Annotated in this window: 21 protein-coding genes; 14 read left to right on the top strand and 7 right to left on the bottom strand. The window is 28.0% G+C overall.

The features are described from left to right. Nucleotides 1–4: 4 nt before the first annotated feature. The 8 genes from AB0T67_RS01780 to AB0T67_RS01745 all read left to right on the top strand — a co-directional run bounded on the left by AB0T67_RS01780 (nt 5) and on the right by AB0T67_RS01745 (nt 5,518). Complete coding sequence (locus AB0T67_RS01780) at nt 5–481, top strand: DUF6452 family protein (protein WP_369218890.1); 477 nt, start codon at nt 5–7, stop codon at nt 479–481. Further along, nucleotides 462–1,181, top strand: coding sequence for a DUF6048 family protein (locus AB0T67_RS01775; protein ID WP_369218889.1), 720 nt, complete (start codon nt 462–464; stop codon nt 1,179–1,181). Before AB0T67_RS01780 ends, AB0T67_RS01775 begins: the two co-directional genes overlap by 20 nt. 60 nt (nt 1,182–1,241) lie before the next feature. Beyond that, complete coding sequence (locus tag AB0T67_RS01770; protein ID WP_369218888.1) at nt 1,242–2,189, top strand: isopenicillin N synthase family dioxygenase; 948 nt, start codon at nt 1,242–1,244, stop codon at nt 2,187–2,189. 4 nt (nt 2,190–2,193) lie between these two features. After that, nucleotides 2,194–2,517, top strand: coding sequence for a translation initiation factor (locus AB0T67_RS01765; protein WP_369218887.1), 324 nt, complete (start codon nt 2,194–2,196; stop codon nt 2,515–2,517). Nucleotides 2,518–2,663: 146 nt separating this feature from the next. Next, nucleotides 2,664–3,608, top strand: coding sequence for a DUF1835 domain-containing protein (locus tag AB0T67_RS01760; RefSeq protein WP_369218886.1), 945 nt, complete (start codon nt 2,664–2,666; stop codon nt 3,606–3,608). Next, nucleotides 3,609–4,478 carry a nucleoside phosphorylase gene (locus tag AB0T67_RS01755; protein WP_369218885.1) on the top strand — a complete coding sequence of 290 codons (870 nt, stop codon included), beginning with the start codon at nt 3,609–3,611 and terminating at the stop codon, nt 4,476–4,478. It abuts the gene before it with no gap. Continuing rightward, nucleotides 4,479–5,339, top strand: coding sequence for a substrate-binding domain-containing protein (locus tag AB0T67_RS01750; RefSeq protein ID WP_369218884.1), 861 nt, complete (start codon nt 4,479–4,481; stop codon nt 5,337–5,339). It begins immediately after the preceding gene. Between the two features lie 17 nt (nt 5,340–5,356). After that, nucleotides 5,357–5,518, top strand: a complete 162-nt coding sequence (locus AB0T67_RS01745; RefSeq protein WP_369218883.1) for a hypothetical protein — start codon at nt 5,357–5,359, stop codon at nt 5,516–5,518. A gap of 57 nt (nt 5,519–5,575) precedes the next feature. On the opposite strand, the gene AB0T67_RS01740 is transcribed toward AB0T67_RS01745, so the two are convergent. Then, nucleotides 5,576–6,217, bottom strand: a complete 642-nt coding sequence (locus AB0T67_RS01740; RefSeq protein WP_369218882.1) for a protein-L-isoaspartate(D-aspartate) O-methyltransferase — start codon at nt 6,215–6,217, stop codon at nt 5,576–5,578. Between the two features lie 268 nt (nt 6,218–6,485). Between AB0T67_RS01740 and AB0T67_RS01735 the strand changes: the two genes are divergently transcribed. Genes AB0T67_RS01735 through AB0T67_RS01725 form a run of 3 tightly spaced genes read left to right on the top strand, consistent with a single transcriptional unit; the run spans nt 6,486 to nt 10,205 of the window. Continuing rightward, nucleotides 6,486–7,451 (top strand): Gfo/Idh/MocA family protein, encoded by a 966-nt coding sequence (locus AB0T67_RS01735; protein ID WP_369218881.1) that lies wholly within the window; start codon nt 6,486–6,488, stop codon nt 7,449–7,451. A gap of 18 nt (nt 7,452–7,469) precedes the next feature. Next, nucleotides 7,470–9,302 (top strand): fibronectin type III domain-containing protein, encoded by a 1,833-nt coding sequence (locus AB0T67_RS01730; protein WP_369218880.1) that lies wholly within the window; start codon nt 7,470–7,472, stop codon nt 9,300–9,302. A 15-nt stretch (nt 9,303–9,317) separates the two neighbouring features. Beyond that, nucleotides 9,318–10,205, top strand: a complete 888-nt coding sequence (locus tag AB0T67_RS01725) for a 3-hydroxyacyl-CoA dehydrogenase family protein (RefSeq protein ID WP_369218879.1) — start codon at nt 9,318–9,320, stop codon at nt 10,203–10,205. An 83-nt stretch (nt 10,206–10,288) separates the two neighbouring features. Here the strand turns inward: AB0T67_RS01725 and AB0T67_RS01720 are convergent, their stop codons facing one another. From AB0T67_RS01720 to AB0T67_RS01705, 4 genes are all read right to left on the bottom strand, one after another. Continuing rightward, a complete protein-coding gene (locus AB0T67_RS01720; RefSeq protein WP_369218878.1) occupies nt 10,289–10,765 on the bottom strand; it encodes a hypothetical protein in 477 nt (158 codons plus the stop codon). Nucleotides 10,766–10,923: 158 nt separating this feature from the next. Then, the gene (locus AB0T67_RS01715; protein ID WP_369218877.1) at nt 10,924–12,390 is read right to left on the bottom strand and encodes an FAD-dependent oxidoreductase; all 1,467 of its coding nucleotides are present in this window, start codon (nt 12,388–12,390) and stop codon (nt 10,924–10,926) included. Nucleotides 12,391–12,514: 124 nt separating this feature from the next. Beyond that, nucleotides 12,515–14,296, bottom strand: a complete 1,782-nt coding sequence (locus AB0T67_RS01710; RefSeq protein ID WP_369218876.1) for a chondroitinase-B domain-containing protein — start codon at nt 14,294–14,296, stop codon at nt 12,515–12,517. Nucleotides 14,297–14,483: 187 nt separating this feature from the next. Next, nucleotides 14,484–19,973 carry an alpha-2-macroglobulin family protein gene (locus AB0T67_RS01705; RefSeq protein WP_369218875.1) on the bottom strand — a complete coding sequence of 1,830 codons (5,490 nt, stop codon included), beginning with the start codon at nt 19,971–19,973 and terminating at the stop codon, nt 14,484–14,486. 190 nt (nt 19,974–20,163) lie between these two features. Between AB0T67_RS01705 and miaE the strand changes: the two genes are divergently transcribed. The 3 genes from miaE (at nt 20,164) to AB0T67_RS01690 (ending at nt 21,766) form a co-directional block, all read left to right on the top strand. Further along, complete coding sequence (gene miaE / locus AB0T67_RS01700) at nt 20,164–20,745, top strand: tRNA-(ms[2]io[6]A)-hydroxylase (protein ID WP_369218874.1); 582 nt, start codon at nt 20,164–20,166, stop codon at nt 20,743–20,745. A gap of 2 nt (nt 20,746–20,747) precedes the next feature. Next, nucleotides 20,748–21,185: a DUF4268 domain-containing protein gene (locus AB0T67_RS01695; RefSeq protein WP_271232082.1), complete on the top strand. Its 438-nt coding sequence runs from the start codon at nt 20,748–20,750 to the stop codon at nt 21,183–21,185. A 92-nt stretch (nt 21,186–21,277) separates the two neighbouring features. Continuing rightward, on the top strand, nt 21,278–21,766 hold the full coding sequence (locus tag AB0T67_RS01690) for a CAP domain-containing protein (protein ID WP_369218873.1): 489 nt from the start codon (nt 21,278–21,280) through the stop codon (nt 21,764–21,766). Between the two features lie 33 nt (nt 21,767–21,799). Here the strand turns inward: AB0T67_RS01690 and AB0T67_RS01685 are convergent, their stop codons facing one another. Both AB0T67_RS01685 and AB0T67_RS01680 read right to left on the bottom strand, forming a co-directional pair. Next, on the bottom strand, nt 21,800–23,683 hold the full coding sequence (locus AB0T67_RS01685; RefSeq protein WP_369218872.1) for an OmpA family protein: 1,884 nt from the start codon (nt 23,681–23,683) through the stop codon (nt 21,800–21,802). Between the two features lie 10 nt (nt 23,684–23,693). Then, the gene (locus AB0T67_RS01680) at nt 23,694–24,632 is read right to left on the bottom strand and encodes a PorP/SprF family type IX secretion system membrane protein (RefSeq protein ID WP_271232085.1); all 939 of its coding nucleotides are present in this window, start codon (nt 24,630–24,632) and stop codon (nt 23,694–23,696) included. Between the last annotated feature and the right edge of the window lie 4 nt (nt 24,633–24,636).

The raw sequence follows: 24,636 nt of genomic DNA, 5'->3' as shown, positions 1-24,636 counted from the left end.
TTTAATGAAAAAATATATCCTTCTTTTGTTTAGTTGTTTTATAGGATTTTCTTCTTGTGAAAAAGATGATTTCTGTGTTCAAAACCCTGTAACACCTAATTTAGTGTTGCGTTTTTATGATAAAGATGATACTTCTGAAAAAAAGAAGGTTAAACGTTTTTCAATTATAGCACAAGGAAAAGACAGTCTTTTTGTAGGTCAAGAAACTGATTCTATAAATATTCCTTTAAATACGTTAACTAAAGAAACTGTTTATACTTTAAAAATGAATGCTACAGATAATTTAATTATCAATAATCAAGTAGCTACATTAACGATAAAATACGATACAGAAGAAGCTTATGTTTCTCGTTCGTGTGGTTATAAAGTTATATTTAATGATGTAAACTTAGCACATACAGGTTGGATTAACAGCTTGTCAACTTCAGAAGTTAGTACTATTGACAATCAAACAAAAGCACATGTACAAGTATATTATTAGTATCTGTTTATTATTTGTGTACGCAAATGGTTTTTCTCAAGAAAATCATCAGAAAAAAACCGAACCCAAAACTGAAAAAATCAAGAAAGATTCCATAATCTACAAAACAGGTTATGGTTTACGATTAGGTTTAGACATCAGCAAACCAGCATTAGCTATCGTTGATAAAAGTTATGGCGGATTAGAACTAGTTGGTGATTATCGTATTTCTAAAAACTGGTATGTAGCTACCGAATTAGGTTATGAAGAAGAAATTACCTTTGAAGAATTTACAAAATCAACATCAAAAGGAAGTTTTATAAAACTTGGTGCAAACTACAATGCTTATAAAAATTGGCTAGACATGAATAACGAAATTTATGTTGGTTTCAGATATGGATTTGCACTTTTTGATCAAACTTTAAATAGCTATAAAACAAATGTTGGTACGCCTTACTTTCCCTCAAACACCATAAAAACACCTGTTACCGAAACTGGACTTACAGCTCATTGGACAGAAATTCAATTAGGTATTAAGGTCGAAACTTTTAAAAATCTATTTTTAAGCGCAGGATTTTCTTATAAAATAATGGTTAGTGTAGATGATCAAAAGAACTTTAAAACATTATATACTCCAGGTTTTAATCGCGTTTTTGAAAGCAATACTGGCTTTGGATTTAATTATACAATTTCATATTTAATACCTTTTATCAATAAGTAATTTTACTAATTAAGCTTGATTTCACTAACTTTACATAACTAATAACTAAACTTATTAACAATGGATAAGATTCCTAGCGTAAATTTAGCAGACTTTTTATCTGAGGATAAAAACAGAAAACAAAAATTCATCAATGAAATTGGTGACGCTTATGAAAACATCGGATTTGTAGCTTTAAAAGGTCATTTTTTAGATGATAAATTAGTTGAAAATTTATATACTGAAATCAAGAATTTTTTCGATTTACCAACTAACGTAAAAGAAAAATATGAAATTCCTGGTATTGGAGGTCAAAGAGGTTATGTTTCCTTCGGAAAAGAAAGCGCTAAAGGTAAAAAAGAAGGCGATTTAAAAGAATTTTGGCATTTTGGTCAATATGTTGATGATGCTTCTAAATACGCTAAAATGTATCCCGAAAATGTAACTGTTGAAGAACTTACTAAATTTAACGAAGTAGGTAAACAAACCTATCAAATGTTAGAGAAAACAGCAAAGTATGTTTTACGATCGTTAGCATTACACTTGAATTTAAAGGAAAATTACTTTGATAATTATATAAAAAACGGAAATAGTATTTTACGACCGATACACTACCCTCCTATTTTATCTGAACCTAAAGGAGCAGAAAGAGCCGCTGCACATGGAGATATCAACTTGATAACTTTGTTAATGGGAGCTCAAGGAAAAGGATTACAAGTACAAAATAATAAAGGAGATTGGATTGATGCTATAGCACAACCAGATGAATTAATGATTAATGTTGGAGACATGCTCTCTAGACACAGTAATAATAAATTAAAATCTACCATACACCGAGTTACAAATCCGCCAAAGGAATCTTGGGGAACATCTCGTTATTCTATTCCTTTTTTTATGCATCCTATTTCTGATATGAAATTAAATGTTTTAGAAAATTGTATTGATGACAAAAACCCAAAGTTATTTGAAGATATTACTGCAGGTGAATTTTTAGATGAGCGTTTACGCGAATTAGGATTAAAAAAATAATACCATGGATTTACAAGATCAATTAAAAAACTTATTTCCTGATCATAAAGAAACAGAAGTTGAACCAGAAAAAAAACAAGGTATTTGGCTACAAGACGATCCGATACTTTGTAAATACGAAAAACGAAAAGGAAAACCAACTACTATTTTAGACGGATATACAGGCGCTACTGAAGATTTTAAAAAATTAGCCAAAGAAATTAAAACAAAATTAAGTGTTGGCGGTAGTTTTAAAGATGATAAAATAATTATTCAAGGTGATTATCGTGATAAGATAATGCAAATTTTAAAAGACAAAGGCTTTAATGTAAAACGAGTTGGAGGTTAAAATATTAAAATGTCAAGAATTTAAATTCTTGGCATTTTTTATTCATAAGAAAACATAAAACATTGAATTAAAATTACTTAACAATAATAACAAAAATCAAACGTTTAGATTATAAGAATTAACCCCCCATTAATTCCATTTAAAATATGATTTCACTTAAACTGCATATTACAAACGGAGATAGCACAAGTAAAAAACTTGAAGAATTAAATTTTAACGGTAAAAAAATTACATGGCGAGAAATACTCTGTGAAGGAAAAACAACAACTGATGTTGGTAGTAAGAACTTTTGGAAAAATCGTTTTAATTTCTTCAAAAAATCTTATAAAACATCTAAACAAAACTTTATAAACTACACAGTAAAAGAATACCGTGCCCTTTGTAATCAAAAAAATCAAGATGAAATTGTTTTATGGTTTGATTATAATTTACTTTCTCAAATAAATATGATTGCCTTAATTAGTTGGTTAAAAAGCCATCGAAAAGGACGTCAAATATCATTGGTTTCTACTAAAAAAATCAATAATAATAAAAAATCAATAAAGTTAACCGAACTTTCTGACAATCAACTACGCCAACATTATATCAACAGATATATACTTTCTCAAAATGATATTGAATATGCAGATTATATTTGGCAATTATATTGTTCTGATAGTCCGTTGCAATTAGAAAATGCAGTTAAACTACAGACAAATACTACTTTTAATCACTTAAATAAAGCTTTAAAAAATCATTTACAACGTTTTCCTTCTCTAAAAAATGGGTTAAATCTTATTGAAAACAGTATTTTACAATCGATAAATAAAAATCAATTTAAAAATAAAAATCAACTTATTAATAATTTATCAATAAATCATAAAAACTATGGATTCCTTAATAATCAATACTTTAACAAGATGAAAATATTGCATAAATTATTTACATCTTTAAATCCTATAACATTAACAAAGGCAGGAAAAGGAGTCTTAGCACAACAAACCAATTATTATGGTAAAATACGTACTGATTTTTCGTATCTTGGAGGCGCTAAAAAATACAGCTATTTATATGTAAATTCAACTGATAAGCTGTTAAAAATCACATCATAAATGAATATTGAACATTCTGAACTTATCTTAAATACAGATGGAAGTATTTATCATTTAAATTTAAGCCCAGAAAATGTAGCTACTGATATTATATTTGTCGGTGACCAATATCGTGTAGATAAAGTAACTCAGCATTTTGATTCAATTGAATTTACAACACAAAAACGTGAATTTAAAACTACCACAGGTACTTATAAAGGAAAACGTTTAACAGTAATTTCTACTGGAATTGGTGCAGATAATATTGATATTGTTTTAAATGAATTAGATGCGTTATTTAATATCGATTTAAAAACACGAAAAATAAAAGAGATACATACCCAATTAAATATCATCCGTATAGGAACCTCAGGTTCTTTACAAACTGATATCCCTGTAAATAGTTTTTTACTTAGCACACATGCCTTAGATTTAAACGGAATGCTACATTCATATCAAATAACAGATATTTCACATCCCGTAATTGAAGAAGCTTTTATAAAACAGACCAATTGGAGTATTAAAAAACCAACACCATTAGTAATAACTAATAGTAAAATTTTAGAAAAAAAATTAACGTCGAATACTGTTTATAAAGGAATCACTGCTACGGCAGCTGGTTTTTATGGACCACAAGGACGTATACTTCGTTTAGCATTACAAGATGCTAAACTAAATAAAAAAATAGATAGTTTTAATTATAACGAAAACAGAATTACCAATTTAGAAATGGAAACTTCTGCTATTTATGGATTATCAAAATTATTAGGACATAATGCAATTTCAATGAATGCCATTATCGCTAACAGAGCAAATGGTACTTTTAGCGAAAACCCTAATAAAGTGATTTCCGATTTGATTATATATACATTAGATAAATTAGTTGAGTAAATGTTAGATTTAAAAGTAGGTGGTGTACCTGAACACTTTAATTACCCATGGTATATTACTTTAAAAAATAAAGAATTCACTAACCAAGGAATTAATTTGCGTTGGCAAGATTTCCCTGGTGGTACTGGTGAAATGTGTAAAGCCTTGCGTTCTGGTGATGTAGATATTGCTATCGTATTAACCGAAGGAATTATTAAAGACATTAATAATGGAAATCCTTCTAAAATTACACAGACTTTTGTTAAAAGTCCTTTAATTTGGGGAATTCATGTAGGTGATAAATCCGAATTCAAAAAAATAGAAGACCTAGAAAATGCAACTGTAGCTATTAGTCGTTTTGGCTCGGGGTCTCATTTAATGGCAATTGTAAATGCTCATAATAATGGCTGGAATATTGACAAATTAAAATTTAAAGTTGTTGGCGATTTACAAGGAGGTATCGATGCTTTAACAAACGGAGATGCTGATTATTTTATGTGGGAACATTTTACCACAAAACCGCTAGTTGATAATAATACTTTTAGACGTTTAGGTGATTGCCCTACTCCTTGGCCTTGTTTTGTTGTTGCTGTTAGAAATGAAGTCTTAGAAAACAATTTTAAAGAAGTAAAGAAAGTATTAGATATTATTAATGATTGTACTAATAACTTTAAAGATATTCCAAATATTGATAAAATATTAGCACATAGGTACGAGCAACAATTAGATGATATTCAAAAATGGTTATCAATAACCGAATGGAATGACGGCGAACCTGTAACCGAAAATTTAATTACCAACATACAAAATAAAATGATTGGTTTTAACGTTATCGATTATAAGGAAGATTCCGCTGAGTTAATCAGAAATATGTATATTTGATTTTTAAAACATAAAAAATGAAAAAAGTAATATTTATTGCAGTTTGTATTGTTAGTTTAATCGGTTTTTCTTCTTGTGGAAGTACAAGCCCTTGTGGTTTAGCTAAAACAGATCTAACAAAACAAAATCAACATCAATCAGAAATAATTGTTGCTGATGCAACTGATATTACTGAATAAATAATTTGATATTTTCTTATTCAAGTTAAAAAATCCGCTTATTAAAGCGGATTTTTTTTAATTCTTCTTTTCTAACATTGGTACAAACTTAAAATCTCCTAATTCATGTTTTTCAAATTCTTTTGGAGATTTTCGTATAAATAAAGTCATTACTTGGTTTGTATCTCCTATGGGAATCAATAACCTTCCCCCTACTTTTAACTGACTTAATAAAGGTTTTGGCACAAAAGGAGCTCCTGCCGTTACAATAATTTTATCAAAAGGTGCTTCTTCAGCTAAGCCTATATAACCATCACCAAAAATAAAACGTTTTGGTCTATAACCTATTTTAGGTAAAAATAACGAAGTCCTTTTAAATAATTCATGTTGACGCTCTATAGAATATACTTTTGCTTTTAATTCTAACAATACAGCCGTTTGATAACCTGATCCTGTACCTATCTCAAGTACTTTTTCTCCTTGTTTTATATCTAAAACTTGAGATTGAAACGCTACCGTATATGGGTGTGAAATTGTTTGTTCTGCAGCAATAGGAAATGCTTTATCTTGATATGCATGTGCCTCGAAACTACTATCAATAAATAAGTGCCTCGGAATTTTACGAACTGCATTTAATACATTTAAATCTACAATACCTTTGGCTTGTAAAACTACTGCTAACTTATTTCTTAATCCTTGATGCTTGGTGGTGTCTTTCATTAAATACTGCTATAAAAAATACTAAATTACACTCAAACATTAATTTATATTAGTACTATTTTTTAACAAGTAACTACTATATCATATCGAGTAATAGTAAAATTTCAACCTGCCAAAAGTACTCATAAATATGTATAAAAGTGTATCTTTGTTTACATTGCTTTTTTGGTTAAAAAAAAAGCATTAAATAAGTTAAAAATAATGTTATTTTAAAATGTAAATTTAAGTAATTTTATTATTAAAATAACCATACAAAATCAAAAGTACTATGTTAAAAGCTGGAGTTTTAGGTGCAGGTCATCTAGGAAAAATTCACTTACGTTTATTACAACAATCTGAAAAATATGAATTAGTAGGATTTTATGATCCTTTTACTGAAAACGCTAAAAAAGTAGCCAAAGAATTTGGTTATAAATTATTTAACTCTGTTGAAGAATTAATAAATGCAGTTGATGTTGTTGATATTGTAACACCTACATTATCTCATTTTGACTGTGCTAAAGAGGCTATTCAAAAAGGAAAACATATTTTTATTGAAAAACCAATAACAAATACTGTATTAGAAGCTGAAGCTATTAGAACTTTAGCAAGTCAATATCATATAAAAGGACAAGTTGGGCATGTTGAACGTTTTAACCCTGCATTTACAGCTGTAAAAGACCTGATAGATTCACCTATGTTTATCGAAACACACAGATTAGCTGAATTTAACCCAAGAGGAACAGATGTACCTGTTGTTTTAGATTTAATGATTCATGATATTGATATTATTTTATCTGTCGTAAACTCTAAAGTTAAAAGTGTACATGCAAGTGGTGTTTCAGTTATTTCTGATACTCCAGATATTGCAAATGCACGTATTGAGTTTGAAAATGGCTGTGTCGCAAACTTAACATCGAGCAGAATCTCTATGAAAAACATGCGTAAAACTAGGTTTTTTCAGAAGGATGCTTATATTTCTGTTGATTTTTTAGAGAAAAAATCTGAGGTTGTAAAAATGAAAGATGTTCCTGAAAACCCTGATGAATTTGCAATGATTCTTCAAAATGCCGAAGGTGTTAAAAAACAAATTTATTTTGATAATCCTAGTGTTATTGAAAACAATGCTATTTTAGACGAATTAGAATCGTTTGCCGATGCTATTATTAATAAAACAACGCCTATAGTATCTTTACGTCAAGGAACGGAAGCTTTACGTGTTGCTCATATGATTATTGATTGTTTTAATAAATAATTACCTTAATTATAAAAAATGAAAAAAAACTTAACATATAAATACACATCGCTTTTATCAATAGTATTTTTGATTTCTATTACTTTTTCATTATTAACTTCTTGTTCTGAAGATGATGAAGAGCCTGAAGATCGTTCTATATATATCAATAGTATTGATGCTGAAAACATTCAATTTAATAGTGCAACTCTTAAATGGTATCCAACTGTTTCTGGAGAAAAAACTACATCAACTTTTGATATTTATTTAAATGATAAATTAATCGAAAAAGAAACTGAAAAAATTAGTTTTGAACTTATTAATTTAACACCAAACACTGAATATTCAGTGAAAATTATCGGAAATACAAATTATGATACCAAAGTTGAAAAAACATTTAGTTTTACAACTGCTGATTATCCTGAACCTTTAAGTTTTGAAGTTTATTCAACTGAAATAACTTCTGAAAGTGCAGTTATAACTTGGGTTACTCCTAAAACTTTAGACGAAGAATCTCTAACTTATAGTGTCTCTGTTAATGGTGAAATTAAAAAAGAAAATATCGCTGAAAATGTAGCAGGAAACTCTTACAAACTTTCTGATTTAATTCCTTATAAAGAATATATTATTCGAGTTGTTGCTACAACAAGTAAAGATAAAAACACTTTTAAAGAAATTAGTTTTAATGCTTTATCAACTAGTTTTAATGAGCTTAATGTAACATCTAAAGAAATTACACAAAGTTCAGCAAGTATTGATTGGAATATTACTACGATAAATGATTATGTAGATCTTAATACAATTACTTATGATATCTATTTAGATGGAACTTTACTTATAGAAAACACAACCGAGACTTCGTATCTTTTACAAAATTTAGTAGCCTACAAAAATCACACTGCTAAATTAGTTGCTAAATTATCAAATGGTGATTCAAAAACTAAAGAAATTCAGTTTAAAACATTAGGAACACCTCCTTCTGATTTTACGGTATCATTAAAAAGTGAAGCTCAAGCAAATTGGACAGAAATTGAATGGACTATACCAACCGTTACGGATAACTCTTATGTTAAATATAATCTTTATTTAAATGATGAAATTATTGAAGAAGATATTTTATCATTCGTAAATAGTCGTACACTTTCTGAATTAGAAGAAGATACAAATTATAACGTTAAATTAGTAGCATTTTCAGATAATGGGACAGAAACTTTTTCAAATACTGTTAGTTTTAAAACGATAACCTATCCTAAAATAGATGGTGATTTTACGCTTGATTTTAGTAATGTTTTAGGAACTTCTGCTATTACTTATTGGACACCAGTTAGCTATACTCATAATAATGAGAATAAAACAGTTAATTATATCGTATCAATAAAAGAATTAGATACTTATAGTAATTCTACTATTGGATTAAGTACTAAAATTGCTAATTTAGAGCCAAAAACAACGTATACCGTTATTATAAATGCTTATGTTTATAATTCTGGTTTTAATAATTATACTCCTTCAAAAACCATCGAAAAAACCTTTACAACAGCTGATAATTACCCATTACATCCAACAATAGAAGTTACGGAAGCTATTTTATATAATAAAAACAGCACATATTTTCCAGGTCAAATTGTAGTTAAATTTTCAGAAAACATAACCAATGTTGATATAGAAACTTTTTTTGCATCAACTATGTTTATCAATAATTTTCAAACCTACTCTTCTTCTATTTTAAGCAACAAATTATCTGACACTAACTATGATTATATCGTAAATAATTTTGGTGGCGATGTTATTGTAAATGAAGGATATGTTATATTTAATGAAAATGGAGAAACTTATAGAATTCCATTCACTTTTCATATTCAAAGTAATTAAATTTAAAATAACAATATGAAAAACATAGCTATAATAGGAGCTGGTACTATGGGAAATGGTATTGCACACACCTTTTCACAATTCGGTTATACGGTACATTTAATTGATATTTCTCAAAATGCACTTGACAAAGGAATGGCAACTATTGCCAAGAATTTAGATCGAATGGTGTTAAAAGAAAAGATATCCGAAGAAGATAAAAAAAATACCTTAGATAATATTTCAACTTATACTTCTATTGAAAAAGGTGTTAAAAATGCTGATTTAGTTGTAGAAGCTGCAACCGAAAATGTAGCTTTGAAATTAAAGATATTTAAAAATTTAGATGAAATCTGCCATAAAGATACCATTTTAGCAACTAATACTTCTTCTATTTCGATAACACAAATTGCGGCAGTTACTAACAGATCTGAAAAAGTAATTGGAATGCATTTTATGAATCCTGTGCCGATTATGAACTTGGTTGAAATTATTAGAGGTTATAATACCTCTGATGAAGTCATGAATTTCACGGTTGATTTAGCAAAAAAAATAGCTAAAACTCCTGTTGAAGTAAATGATTATCCTGGTTTTGTCGCAAACCGTATTTTAATGCCAATGATTAACGAATCTATTGAAACTTTATATAATGGTGTTGCTGGTGTTACTGAAATTGATACTGTAATGAAATTAGGAATGGCACATCCAATGGGTCCATTACAATTAGCTGATTTTATTGGTTTAGATGTATGTTTATCAATATTAAATGTATTGTATGATGGTTTTAAAAACCCTAAATATGCGCCATGTCCATTGTTAGTAAATATGGTAAATGCAGGTAAATTAGGTATTAAATCGGGTGAAGGTTTTTACGATTATAGCGAAAATAGAAAAGCTGAAAAGGTAGCCAAAATGTTTTCTTAATTTTTTATTTTTTACTGATAAAAACATCGAGCCTTTCAATTTTGAAAAGGCTCGATGTTTTTTATGATAACCCTCTATTACTATTAATTTAATTTTTTGTAGACTTCAATATTCTGATAAACAGTATCTTTATTTTTAAAAGTATTTATCTGTTTGTATATTTTGTAACCATGTTTTACAGGGATAATATATTTATTAACATCACTTTTCATAGATTTAGACATTGATATTAATGTTTCAATAACAGTATCTTTTTTATAAGTATACGTACCATACCCATGCCATTCAGAAGAATCTGATGCTGGATTTGTATTCCACATAACATAACCATCTAAGTAAATTTTATGTTGCACTTTATTTTTATCAGTAATAAGTGTATCACCATTTTTAAGGTGATGAAATTCTGTTAATTCCCAAACCCCTTCCATTGGATCTAATTTTTTATTTTTTTTATCATTTAATTTAGATTCACAAGAGAAATAAAACACTAAAATTAGTGTTATAAACACTAATTTTATAATAGAAAATTTCTGTTTTTTAAAAGTGATTTTTTTTTTCATATTTTTTTGGTTTATTTTAAAAAAATGAAGTGCTTCACTCTTTTACTTTTAAGTATAAATCAATAAATTAGTTATTAAGATAACTATAATTATTCAACTATCACCCTAAAAAACAATCATATATAGTTATTAGTTTAAAACCTCATCAATAAAAACATTTATAACATCTTTTTTTTATTCAAATCACGTCCTCTAGGTTCATTTCCTTCTTGAAGCACAACATCAGAATGTAAAAATTTTACTGCATCAGCAGAGCCTTTTACCTTAGAAGCACTTCGAGCTAACATTTCCGTTTCAAACTCAGTTAATACATGTTTTCTAATTCCGACTTTTCTCCATTCTGATAAAGTTCCACATTTTTTTGATATTGTTCTAGCCAATGACAATGCATCTAATAACGCTTGATTTGCTCCCTGTCCTTTAAACGGACTCATCGGATGTGCTGCATCTCCAATAAGCGTTATTTTATTTCCTTTTTCTAATAATTCTGAACTTAGTAATTCTCTATCATACACAGGATATCCAGAAACTTGAGTATCCAGCGTAGCTGATAAAATCTGAGGAATAGGAGTATGCCAAGAAGCTCTTCGGATAGCTTCTTCTTTGAGAGCTTTAGCTCCTTTTTCGCTCAGTTTTTTAGCCGCTGTTTCTGACATTGGAAAGCTTAATTGCCACATTACAGAATCGGATGTATAAGGCATCATATAAATTCGCTCATTTCCATTAGCTGTTTGAAACACTGTTGCCGAATCTAGCAATAAACTATCAATATTATCAAGAGCATCTAAAGGACAAATACCTAATATTACGATACAACCTAAATATCGCAAAGGAGTATTTTCGTCACCAAATAATAAGTTACGCACCGAACTACGAATACCATCTGCACCTACAATAATATCTGCCTTAGCATTTTTAATTTCTCCATTTACTTGAAAATCTAATGTAATAGCTTCGTTTTCATCTTCCTTAAAATCAACTAATTGATGTCCCCATTTTACAAGATCATTACTCCCTAACTGCTCAAGTAAAGCAAATCGTAAAGATTGCCTTGCAATATGAATATTAGTACGTTTTCCTATTTTTTTTGCTTCGGACTTAAATCCTGATTCTAGCCATTTTCTCATTCCCCACTCCCCGATTATTTTTCCATCAGTAGTGTGAATAATATGTTTTGTAGAAACAACCCCTTCTTTTAACTTAAAAATGCCCAATCCTTGAATAGCTTTACTAGCTTGTTGTAAAGTCAATCCGTAACCTTGAGAACGGGCATCGAAACTGTTATCTCTCTCATATAATGTAAATGGAATTCCTCGATGTAAACAAGCCACCGCAAGTGCTACACCACCAATACCTCCGCCAACAATAGCAATATGTGGATATTTATCTTTATCTACTAAAGGTGAGCTATCTGCCTGTAATAAACCTGAACCACTACAATTTAAGCAAGTATATAATTCTCCTTTAGGTTTAATTGGAACTCTACCTTCTGATTCTATTTTTTCAAATTGAACTAATTCATTTTGATAACGAATACGTACTTTTTTACTAATTTTTCTACTTTTTTTTCCTCTCCCTTTACATTCCTTACAAATAGTCCAATTAGTTCCTAAATTATTCTTCATATTTTTAATTACGACTTTATTTTTATCAATAATAATTTACAAATAAAAAACTACTTTACAATATAGTAAAGTAGTTTTTGGTATATAAAATTCAACTATTTTGATTATTTATTAAAAAATAAAATTAGCGTACTATCAAATTTTTTGTTATCGTTTTATTAGGAAATTGAATTTCTAAAATATAAGTTCCTATAGTAAGTGAAGAAATATCCAATTCATATGCCGAATTTTGATAACTAAAAGAGACAGGTGTTCCCTGGTTTTGCATCTTATATGCCGTTATAGCTTGTACTAAATTAGGTTTCGCTCTAAAATAGACAGAACCCGATGCTGGATTAGGATATAAAGCATGCTTTACTTTATTTGCTTGTATTGGATTAGTAGGGAAAACTGCCGTATTACTTCTCGGTCCTGTAGTTAATAACGTCATTTCTGGAATTTTTCTACTAGATTGAGGGTTGAAAGCTACTGCTCCTACATGATCTGTATCTTTTAATTTTCCTAATACATCTCTTCTTACTGTTGTAGCTTGCTTAGCAAAAGTGTGTATCTGAGGTAAATTAACAGGTTGATTAACATTGTTTTCTAATAAAGGATTTGCTATTGGGGTATAAATTCCTAAAGTAGCATCTAATTGCATTGCTACTGATGTTGTTGTATCTAAACCTGTTGCAGGCGTATTAATCCCCAAATTTTTATTTCCAAAAGAAAAATTATCTTTAAAAACTAGCCCCGTAACATCTGGTACATTTGAAGCTTCTGATAAATTACGAAATGGTATTTGTTTTTTATCAGAACGTTCAAAAAAGATATTATTTCTAATAGATAAATTATAAGGCGTATATTGTTTTTGTGTAGACCCGCCTAAATAATCTTCTGTAAAATCTAAAATCATTTCACTATTAGTAATAATAGTATTGTAGGCAAAAGTTACATCATGAGCTACAGGAAAAAAAGGAACTGTTGGTCTAATTGCATTTGGACCACTTCCACAATTAAAAGAAACTGCTGCACCTTCTAGTTTACCTCCAGTGTATTTATTAGTTGTTTTTACAGGTTTTAAATCTTCAAAATAATTATTTACGATAAAATGATGTTCACCCCAAATAGAAATCCCTTTGGTTTTTGGTACTGATTCACCAAAAAAGTAATTTCCATATACCACACAATGATCTCCATGTCGTAAAGATAACCCACCTTTAGAACGTCTAAAAGTGTTATATCTCAATAAATTATAATCATCTTTTACAGTAATAATTTCTCCCTCACCATCACTTTCAAAAAAGTAATTATATTCTACTAAATTATAAGTAGCGCTCAAACGTATTGCTGAACCTGAATTAGCTCCTAAAATAGGTCGTGAAAACCTATTTCTACTAATTTCATTATACGAACCAGGGTTTATAGTTATATTATTACCCACACTTTGCTTCCCTATAAATTCATTATAATAAATTTTATTATAATTTGCATGATATATATAAATATCAAAACTCGTTTTTGTTCTTGAAGGATCTCCTAAATTTAAAAAACTACAATCACTAACGGTATTATAATCTCCTGTTATTTTTATTGTATGATCTCCTTCTTTAGCTGTTTTTCCATTCTGAAAAACAAAACCTTTGAAAACAATATGATTACCATTTAATTCTACCTTAATATTTCCTTCTATAAATACTTGTCCTGTATTTTCTGCACGAATAATTATAGGATTTGTTGCTGTACCTGAAGTGGATAAAATTAAATTAATATTTTGATAAGTACCATCTGTTAAAACAAGTTCATCTCCTGCTCTTAAAGTTGAAGCTCTATTTTCTAAATCTCTTATCGATGTTACACTTTGTTGTGCATACCCTACTAAAGCAGTAGTAGAAAGTAATGCTGTAGCTATAATATTACAATTCATTTTATTTATTTTTTGATTATTATTCCACCTTTAGTAGCTTTTTAAATAAAAACTTACTAATAATAATAAATAAACTCACAAAAAAACAATAAAGAATTAAAAAACAGATAGTTAAAATTAAAACAAAAAATCACTATAAATATTAAAAATATTTATAGTGATTTTTTCATTAAAAAACTCAATTATTTTACTTGATAACTTTAATCCAGTTTCCTTTTGTTCTGGCTATATAATCATTATCATACATTGCTTCTACTTGCACACCTGGTAAATAATAAGTTCCTAAATACGATGCGTTTAATAACACTGTAAATGTTTTTTTCTGATGCTCTTTTAACGTAAAATAATTACTAATACTAGCATCACGAATATCTGTAAAATCTACTTCTGAAGATGTTGTATTATTTCCAAATTCAGTAAAACGGGTATTTACAATTTCCCATCCTGACGGAATATATTGTGTTAAAGCTATATTTTCTACCTTATCATTTGTCATATTTTTTACAGTAACCTCAGCTACAAAATTTGTTCCTTGTGATAAATTATCTATAGATATCGTAGTACCTTCTTTCGTTTTATAAGAAACAGTTGTTTCTATATTTTTCTGAATCACTTTTTCTTTACCTACAGGTAAAATTCCTTTATTAAATACTCTAACATATAAAACACCTTTACTATTATTATAAACAGTAATTGTATTTTCTTTGTTAACATCATTTAAATCATCAGTAAATAAAGCTTTAGAAGTATTAACATTTTCTGATTTTTTATTTAAAATATAAGTTGCATTAATACCTGAATTTTCGCCATTCTGTAAAGCATATTTACTCATTGACAATAAACTATATGATGTTGTTTGTGTACTCATCCATTTATCTCCAGATAAAATTTCAGAAATTTGTTTAGCTAATTTTATTCCTTTTATTTCATCATTTAATAAAATATAAGTTTCTAATGCCATGGCTTTATTGCGGGTTTCAGAACCATAATTTGAATAACGTTTTTTACTATAATCATTTACTCTTAACTTACTTAAAATACCTTTTGCAATTGATTTTTTACCAATTAATGCATATGCACTTGCTAATCTCATTTTTGCTTCATTAGAAGTACCACTTGTTTCACGCAAACGATTCATCGAGGCAATATCAGCACTATTTGCCAAACTCAATGTGTATAATCGGTACGCCTGAGATAAAGAATTATTTCCATAATAAGAAGTATTTCGCCAATTACGTGCTTGTTGTTTTTGATAACTAATCCATTTAGATTTAAAACCGATAGGTAACGCATATCCTTTTTTAGATGCTTCTATCATAAAATGACCTGCATAAGATGTTCCCCAACTATTTGCCGTGCTATTTCCTTGCCAATAAGACAAACCTCCATTTGATAATTGAAAATCTGATAATCGTTGAATAGTAGCTTTTATATTTCTCTCAATATCTTGTTGTTTTTCTTCGGATAATTCAAATATTTCAGCCAAAAATAACTGAGGAAAAGCACTTGAAGTAGTTTGTTCTACACAACCATGCGGATATTGAATTAAATATTCCATACGTTTAGTAAAATTCATTGGAGGTAATGTAGATAATTCTACACTTGCAGTATTAGTGCCAGCACTACCAAATGTGGTAAAATTAAGCGCACTTTTTTCATTTGATTTTAATACTAAATCTTTTACTTCTGTACTTATAGGATTCGGATTTAAAACATCTATTTCTACTTCGTAGGATGCTTTTTCACTTCCTGAAACTGCGTCTATTTGTACTTTTCCAATTCCTTTAAAATCATTTACTTTCAAGGTAAAATAAACCATTTTTTCATCAGGTTGATTAAAAGATAACACTTGTGTTTTATCACCTAAAATAGTAAATGATTCATTTGGCTGTACTGTAACCTTAACCTTTTTTATAGAAGGTAACATTGCAAATACGTTAACAGGTAATGTTACAGTTTCTTGAGGAGTTATTTTACGAGGCAGTGATGCTAAAATCATTACAGGTTTACGTACTAAAGCTGTTTTTTCAGCACTTCCGTAAGCGTTATTTTCAACATCGGCAGCAACTACCATAGCACGTACCGAACCTATATATTTAGGTATTTTTATTGTATGTGTTTTACTAGCTCCTTTTTCTAAATTAAAAGGACCTAAATAAGTAACCATTGGTTTAAATCTATTAGCTTTTTTATTTTTACTTCCCGCTTCTGATTCATCTCCTCCAATACTTAAAATCTGATTTACTTTTCCTCCGTAAGCACCTACTACATCATCAAAAACATCCCAAGTTTTTACTCCTAATGATTGGCGTGCATAAAATGTATTCCACGGATTTGGTGTTTTAAATCGAGTTAAATCTAATAATCCATCATCAACTAAAGCAATTGTATAAGTCATTGCTTTTCCTTTTTCTTCTTTAACCTTTATTTTAGTTATTGATTCAGGTCTTATTTCATCTGCTAATTCAATTACTGGAGCTAATTTAGTTTCAGGATTATTTACTAACATAGGAATTGAACCATACATACGAATTGGTAAATCGTTAACCGTTTGACTATGTTTTTGTAATAACGAAATATTTACAAATACATTAGGTGTATAATTTGCTAATACAGGAAATTTAAATGCTGTTTGCTTAGCTGTTGTTTCTACCCAAAAATGGTCTAAAACTTCTGTTCCATTTTCAATAGTAATTAAAGCTCTTCCTCCTTCTGATGATGGAAATTTTACTGTAGCAGTTTCATTTACTTCATAAGATTCTTTATCTGTAGTAAAAACTAGCATCGTTGCATTTGTTTTATCTTGATTTCCTCTTTTCTTTCCATACCAAGAAGGCCAATCAAAATAAACAACATTTGAAGTAACATGTTTACTTCTCTTATCTGTTACTTTAATAAGATAACGTCCCCAATCATTTTCACTTATATTTAAATCAAAATAACCTTTTCCGTTAGCATTTGTTTTTACTTGTAATGTTTTATATGCTTGATGATGACGTGTTCCATCATAATTAGAAAGCCCATTATCAGAAGTACTCCACCACCAACGCCAAGAAATTTTATATACTTTTACTTCTAAATTATTAGCAACTCCTACGCCATTTTCATTTACTGATGCTACATTAAATGTATATTTTTCATCTGTAAATAAATAATTTTTAGATTGTTGTTCTGATGCGTTTAATAAACCAGCATAAGTTTTATAAGGTGATACTTTTTTCGAAAACACATCTGTACTAAAATCTCCACCATTTTCATAAACTTTTGTTATAAAACTAGCCTTTAACATTCCTGGAGCTTTACTTTCCAAACTTGGAGATACTGAAAAACTTGTTTCACCATCGTTATTTAATGTTCCGTCTAATACCTTAAATTCTTCTGTTCTAAAATTTCGAGTAATATCATCAAAATTATAATTTTTAAATTTCGGAAACTCCGTTTTTATCTGTCTAAATTTACCGTTAATATCTAACTTTAAATTTCTTGCAATTGCACCATGTAACCATTTTACTTCAACATCTCCGTCAATATCTGTATCAGCTTTAATAAAATCGGCTGTAGTTTTTAACTTAATTTTTAAACGGTTTGGTTTTATAGTTTCAATTTTAAGTGTTTTATTAAAAACTGCACCTCCAACGCTTACTCTTAATTTCCAATTTCCTGTAATTGCATCTTGACTAGTTTTCGGAGTATATCTATATACATTTATATTATTTTTAGAAAGTACTTTTCTTTCTGTAATTTTCCCTTGTGGATTAATCAATTCAAATTTAATAGGATGATTTTCTGGTATTGGATTTGCATTATCATTTAAAACAAAAGTCAAAAATAATTGATCACCAGGTCGCCAAACACCACGTTCACCATAAATATATCCTTTAATTCCTTTTTGAAGTTTTGTTCCTGAAACATCAAACTTACTCATTGACAAAGCATTTCCGTCATTTAACTTAATGTAAGTTGTATTTTCATCTTTAGTTACTTTTGCAAAAAAAGCATTACTAATTCCGTTAAAATTAGCAACACCATCGGTATTTGTTGTTGCCGTTATAACAGCTTGTTGTTGCAAATTATATAAGGTTACAGAAGCATTAGCAACAGGTTTTGTTGTTAATAAATTAGTAACTGCAATAAAAGTAGTTTTGTTATTTCCTTTTTTAACAATAACTCCTAAGTTAGTCGCTAAAACATTGGTACTAATATTTTTATTATAAAAATACGAATCTGTACACGGATTTTCTCTATCACTCCATCTATAACGGTCATAATTATAATAATTAGGATTATCATATTCTCTTGTATCTACTTCTTTTTTACCATAAACAATAGTATTTGTATTAGTAGTTTCATCACAAGTGTAATTAGAGTATTTTTTATTGAATGAAAATTCAACTCTATACATTGCGCCATTTTCTATAGATAAAATTTCAGATAAATCTATAGCAAAAGCATTTTCTTTTGTTAAGTCAACACCTTTATCCGTAAGATTTACTGTATATTTAGCTTCAGGACGACCTACATAACGTAAATTACCTTGATTACTTAAATTATTATTTTGTAAAAACTGTAAAACATTATTTTTATATATTTTATATACCGAAACATCAACAGCTTTTAAATTAACAGCTTTAAAATTAATTTTTAAATTAGTTGAACTCGGAATTATAGTTCCGCTTTTTATAAAACTTACTAAAGGCTTTAATTGTTTAAAATGTAACGTTTGACTGTAACCATGTTTTAAAGAAAATCCTTCTGTATTTTTAATTCCTTTAAAAACTTGTAATTCTACTTTATTTTTAAACGAACTCTTCGGATAAATAGTTACAATATTATTTGTTACTTTATATGTAAATCTTCTTTTTTGAGCATTTTTAAAAGCTATTAACCCCTGTAAATCTTGTGATTTTTTAATAGGGTCAGAAAAACTAACTTCAATATGTTGTTTATCTGTATCAATAACTTCAATACTTAATACTTTAAAATTATTTTTACCTGTTATTGTTAAAACACGTTCTCCTTTTGAACTAGAATTAATACTACTTCCATCCCAAATAACTTTTATATCTCTATCTTCTTCTAATCTTTTTAAATTTTTAATTTTAAAAAAAGCTTGAGAAACAAGTGTTTCTGATGTTTCAAAATTCATCGAAATATCAGAATTATTATACGTTGCTTTAACTAATTCTGATAATTTATCCGAAGAAATTACATCGCTAATATTTACCACACCTTCTACAGCATATATATTTTTACTAGAAACAATAGGTGCTGATAAGGTTACATTAAAAAGTAGTTCTTTAGTTTTTACTTTTGTCGTAAATTTCTGTAAATCATCAGAAATATCATCATATAATTTTGATAAATGAAGCGTTACCGTATATTCTGTGTTACTTTTTAATTTTTCTGAAGGAATAAAAGAAATTTTATTTCCATCTAAAAAAACCTCACCTTTCACCTGTGGATTTACCGTAATAACATCATTACTAACTGTAGTTACTTTAGGTGTTTTTTTTAATATAAATCTAAAATCAGCAACAGATGAAATTATTTCCTCAGGAAATACTGAAACATATTCCGTATAATTATCAACAGTACTTTTCTCTTCTACAGATTTTTCACAGGAATTAAACATCAATAGCAATAATGTTACTGCTATTATTTTCATAAAATTATTCATAATTAAGCATTTTTTTTGAAGTAGACCAAAGTTAATTGTTTCATCAATAAAATCGAACCTCTTTCTACTTTTTATCTATAAAGATTTAAAATGATAAAAAATTAAATAATTTGTAATAAATAAACACTACATATAATTATCTCTTACATGTAATAATCCTTAATTTTGCAATCTATATTCAATTTACAATATGTTAGGATTACAATTTGAAACCGAAACCTCTTGGGCAGACATTGCCAAAGACAACTTACAGCAAATATTAACAGACCACGCTTTTTTAGAACAAAAAGCAGCTTCTAATGCTGTTTCTTTAATTATTAATTATTCTGAAGAAACCGAACTCGTGCAAAGTATGAGTGAAATTGCTATTGAAGAAATGCAACATTTTAAAATGGTTCATGATTTTATGGTAAAAAGAGGAATGGTTTTAGGAAGAGAACAAAAAAACGATTATGCTATTCGTTTACAAAAATTCTTTACAAAAACAAAAGACCGTACAAACGCATTAGTACAACGTTTATTAATTGCTGCGTTAATTGAAGCTAGAAGTTGTGAGCGTTTTAAAGTGTTTTCTGAAAATATGGAAGATGAAGAATTATCTAAATTTTATAAAGATTTAATGATTTCTGAAGCAAACCATTATACTATCTTTTTAGGTTTTGCTCGTAAATATCAAGACAAAGAAATTGTAGATAAAAAATGGAATGATTTAGTTGCTTTTGAAGCCGAAATGATGAAAAATAGAGGTTCTGAAGCTAAAATACACGGATAAAAATGTTTAGTAAAGAAGAGTCAGCACAAATACGTCAAGAATTTTGGACAAGTTTTGGAAAATCTTTTCCAAGAAAATGGTTATTATATAATACAAAAATAAAAGGATTCGCTTTTAAATTTCAAGGAGATCGTAAAACAGCTTCGGTTTGTTTAGATTTTGAACATCTTGATGAAATTGCCAATGAATTATTATATGATAAATTATTATCGTTAAAAAATATTTTAGAAACAGAATATTTACCAGAAGTTATTTATCACGAAAACTTTGAATTAGATAACAGAAAAATTATTCGTCGTATTTATGTTCCTTATGATAAAAAATTTAGCATCCATAATAAAAATACTTGGAGAGACTGCTATGAGTTTTATGTAGCTACGATGGAACAGTTTGAAATGTTTTTCTACGAATATGAAGACATTATTAGAGACGCTATTTAGTTTATCTTTTCATTAACAATTCTTACTTATTTTTTTAAACGATTTTTTTAACGTATATTAAGGTGTTATTAACCCCCTAATACAACCCCCAAATGAATAACCATCCCCTAAGGTTATTAGTAGTGCTGTGCGCACTAATTTTAACATCTTGCTCATCAAATAATGATATTGAATTAATAGAATTAGAAAGTTATAGTAAACTTAATGTAAAGACTATTGAAACAGAAATTCTAAGTCAAATTAATGACTATAGAATTAATAATGGATTCTCTCCTTTAGAAAAATCAGATACTATTAAATTACAATCAAAAAAACACACTGATTATATGATTGAAAAAGATATAGTTTCTCATGATTTTTTTAACACACGTAAAGAATACTTAAATAAAAATATAAATGCAATAAGTGTTGCTGAAAATGTTGCTTATGGGTATTCTTCAGCTAAATCTGTAGTAAATGCATGGATTAGAAGTAATGGTCACCGAAATAATATTGAAGGAGATTTTACTCATTTTGATATTAATGCCGAAAAAAACTTAAAAGGTAAATGGTATTTTACTAATATTTTTGTGAAAAAATAATTAAGATAGCACTTATAAGTGCTATCTTAAATTTTAGTTATAATCATTTATAATAATAAATTTTGAACGTCTATTTTTTTGATGCTCTTCTTCTGTACAGATTGCATTATTAATACACTTATTTACTAATTGTTTTTCTCCAAAACCAATAGCGCTTTCTATTCTTGAAAATTCTATACCTCTTGATAAAATATAATCTCTTGTTGATTTGGCTCTTTTATCTGATAAAGTTTCATTATAATTATCATCACCTCTACTATCTGTATGAGATTCAATTTTAATTATCATTTTAGGATGATTTTTTAAAACTTTAACAACATACTCTAACTCAAATGCGGCATCAGATCTTATACTTGATTTATCAAAATCAAAAAATATTGGGCTTATCACTATTTCTTTATCTATAATTAAAGGAGTTAAATATAAGTTTTTAACTATTTCTTTATTTCTAATACTTGTAGTAATTACACTTTTAAAATCCTCTTTATAATCTTTCTTAGAACCTCTTAATTTATATTTACTATTACAATCTACCTCAAATGAATAAGATGCATCTAAACCTGTTGTAAAATTATTAATTACTTTTCCTTTATTATTTATTAACTCGACTAATGTATTTGTTAAAATTTCATCTGTTTTAATATCAAAAGTCTTACCCTTTAGAAGCTGTTTACATTTATAAGATTCAAAACCATAAATATCATCATGTCCTTTTCCTTTAGGTCTATTAGAAGAAAAATAACCTGTTTGATTATCTTTATTTATAAAAAAAGAAAAATCATCGTATCTACTATTAAATGGCGCTCCCATATTAATAACCTCTGATGAATTATTTTTTAATAAATTAGATTTAAATATATCTAAAAAACCTAGATTTTGATAACCATCAGATGAAAAGTAAAACACGTACTGTTTTGATACAAATGGGAACATTTCTCTACCACTTGTATTAATACTTTCCCCCATATTTATTGGCTCACCATAAGAACCATTAGGTAAAATAGCTGTTTTATAAATATCAGTTAAACCATAACCTCCAGGCCTATCTGAAGTAAAATATAACGTTTTATCATCTGGACTTAAAGCTGGATGACCATTTGAGTGTATATCATCATTTATAGGAAGTTCTTTTATATTAGTCCAATTACCATTAATTAAAGTTGCTTTAAGTATTTTTAAATGTGATGTTCCTTTTTTATCGTAATCTAATCTCTTTCTTTTTGTTAAGTTATTTCTTGTGAAATACATTGTTTTACCATCACTTGTAATAGCTATATTTGATTCATGAAAACTTGTATTTATTTCTGATGATTTTATAGGTGTAACATTTTTTATGTTTTTAACATCCTTAATGTCATCTATTAAAGCTTCATATAAATCTAGATAAGGCTCATTATTCCACTTATAGATTCTTCCTTTTTTATTTTTAGTTGAAGCAAATACAAATTTGTTATTATGTACGTACGCTCCAAAATCAGAATTTTTAGTATTTATAGCTAAATTACTAACTTTTACAGAATCTTTATTTAGTGTTTTTAGTTTTTCATAATCTATTTTGGTTGATGATTTTTTATTATTTGGTAACTTTTTTAACCACTCTTCAGCTTTATTATACTGTCCTGCACTTCTTAAAGATTGTGCGTATTTATAAATAGTTTCACTACTTAAGCCTTTATCAGTTTTAGCAGCTAATCGATACCACTTTGTGGCTTTTTCAGAATTCGAATTATTATAATAACAATCACCTAAACGAGTTAATACATACGTACTACTATCTCCTTTTTCAACTGCTTTTTCATAAAATTCAGCAGCTTTAATATAAGAGTAGTTTTTAAAAAATTTATCTGCAACTCTTTTTTGAGAAAAAGAACAAAGAACTAAAAAAAATAATATTAAGAATGTGATTTTTGTTTTCATATATATACGCTTAAAAATATCTTGGTGACCTTACTCTGTTAGAGCTATTTAACTCATACATTAATAATGCTTCATGAGTACCATTTGAAAATTGATTTATATCAGATAAAGGATACTCATAAGCGTAACCTATTCGAAAATCATCTGATATTTGAAAATCAATCAACGCGCCCAAGGCACCTGTATACTCATTAAATCTATACGAACCTCCTAACCAAAATTTATCATTAAAAAGAAAATTTGCTGTTACATCATATGATAAAGGAGCTCCATTGGTTGCTTTAATTAAAGTTGCAGGTTTAAATTTTACGTTATTATTTAATTCAAAAACATATCCTCCGGTCAGGTAATAACTTCTTTTATCAAGAACACCATAATTAACTCCATCAACTGTTAAATCATTATGATTTACATTTATTAATCTTGGAGTAGATAAACCTACATACCATTTTTCTGTATGTAGAAATAAACCACTACCAATATTAGGTTCCCATCTATTACCTACTCCACTAACTGCAGGATCTAATCCTTCTGCAATTAATAACTCATCATCTAAACTATATTGAGTAAAACCTGCTTTTAAACCAAAAGCTAATTTCAAACCATAACTTAATTGAATAGTATATGAAAAATCTCCATATAAATAAGTGAATTTTTCATAGCCTAATTTATCATTTATAAATGATAACCCTACTCCTATTTTTTCATTTCGTAATGGTGCATTAATTGATAATGTTTGGGTTTCTGCTCCTTTTCCAAAACCCGCCCATTGACTTCTATGTAACCCCACAATACTTAATACTTCTCTACTACCTGCATATGCCGGATTTACAGAAATTGTATTATACATATATTGAGTAAATTGAGGTAATTGTTGTCCTTGTATATTAAAAATTGATAAAATAAATAATACAAGAATTGTATATAATAATTTGTTGTTATAATTCATAGCT

The organism is Tenacibaculum salmonis, assembly GCF_041053065.1.
In the GTDB taxonomy this organism is placed as follows: Bacteria; Bacteroidota; Bacteroidia; order Flavobacteriales; family Flavobacteriaceae; genus Polaribacter; species Polaribacter pacificus_A.
Note: the sequence above shows the minus strand (reverse complement) of the source record. Positions and strands in the feature narration are given on the sequence as shown.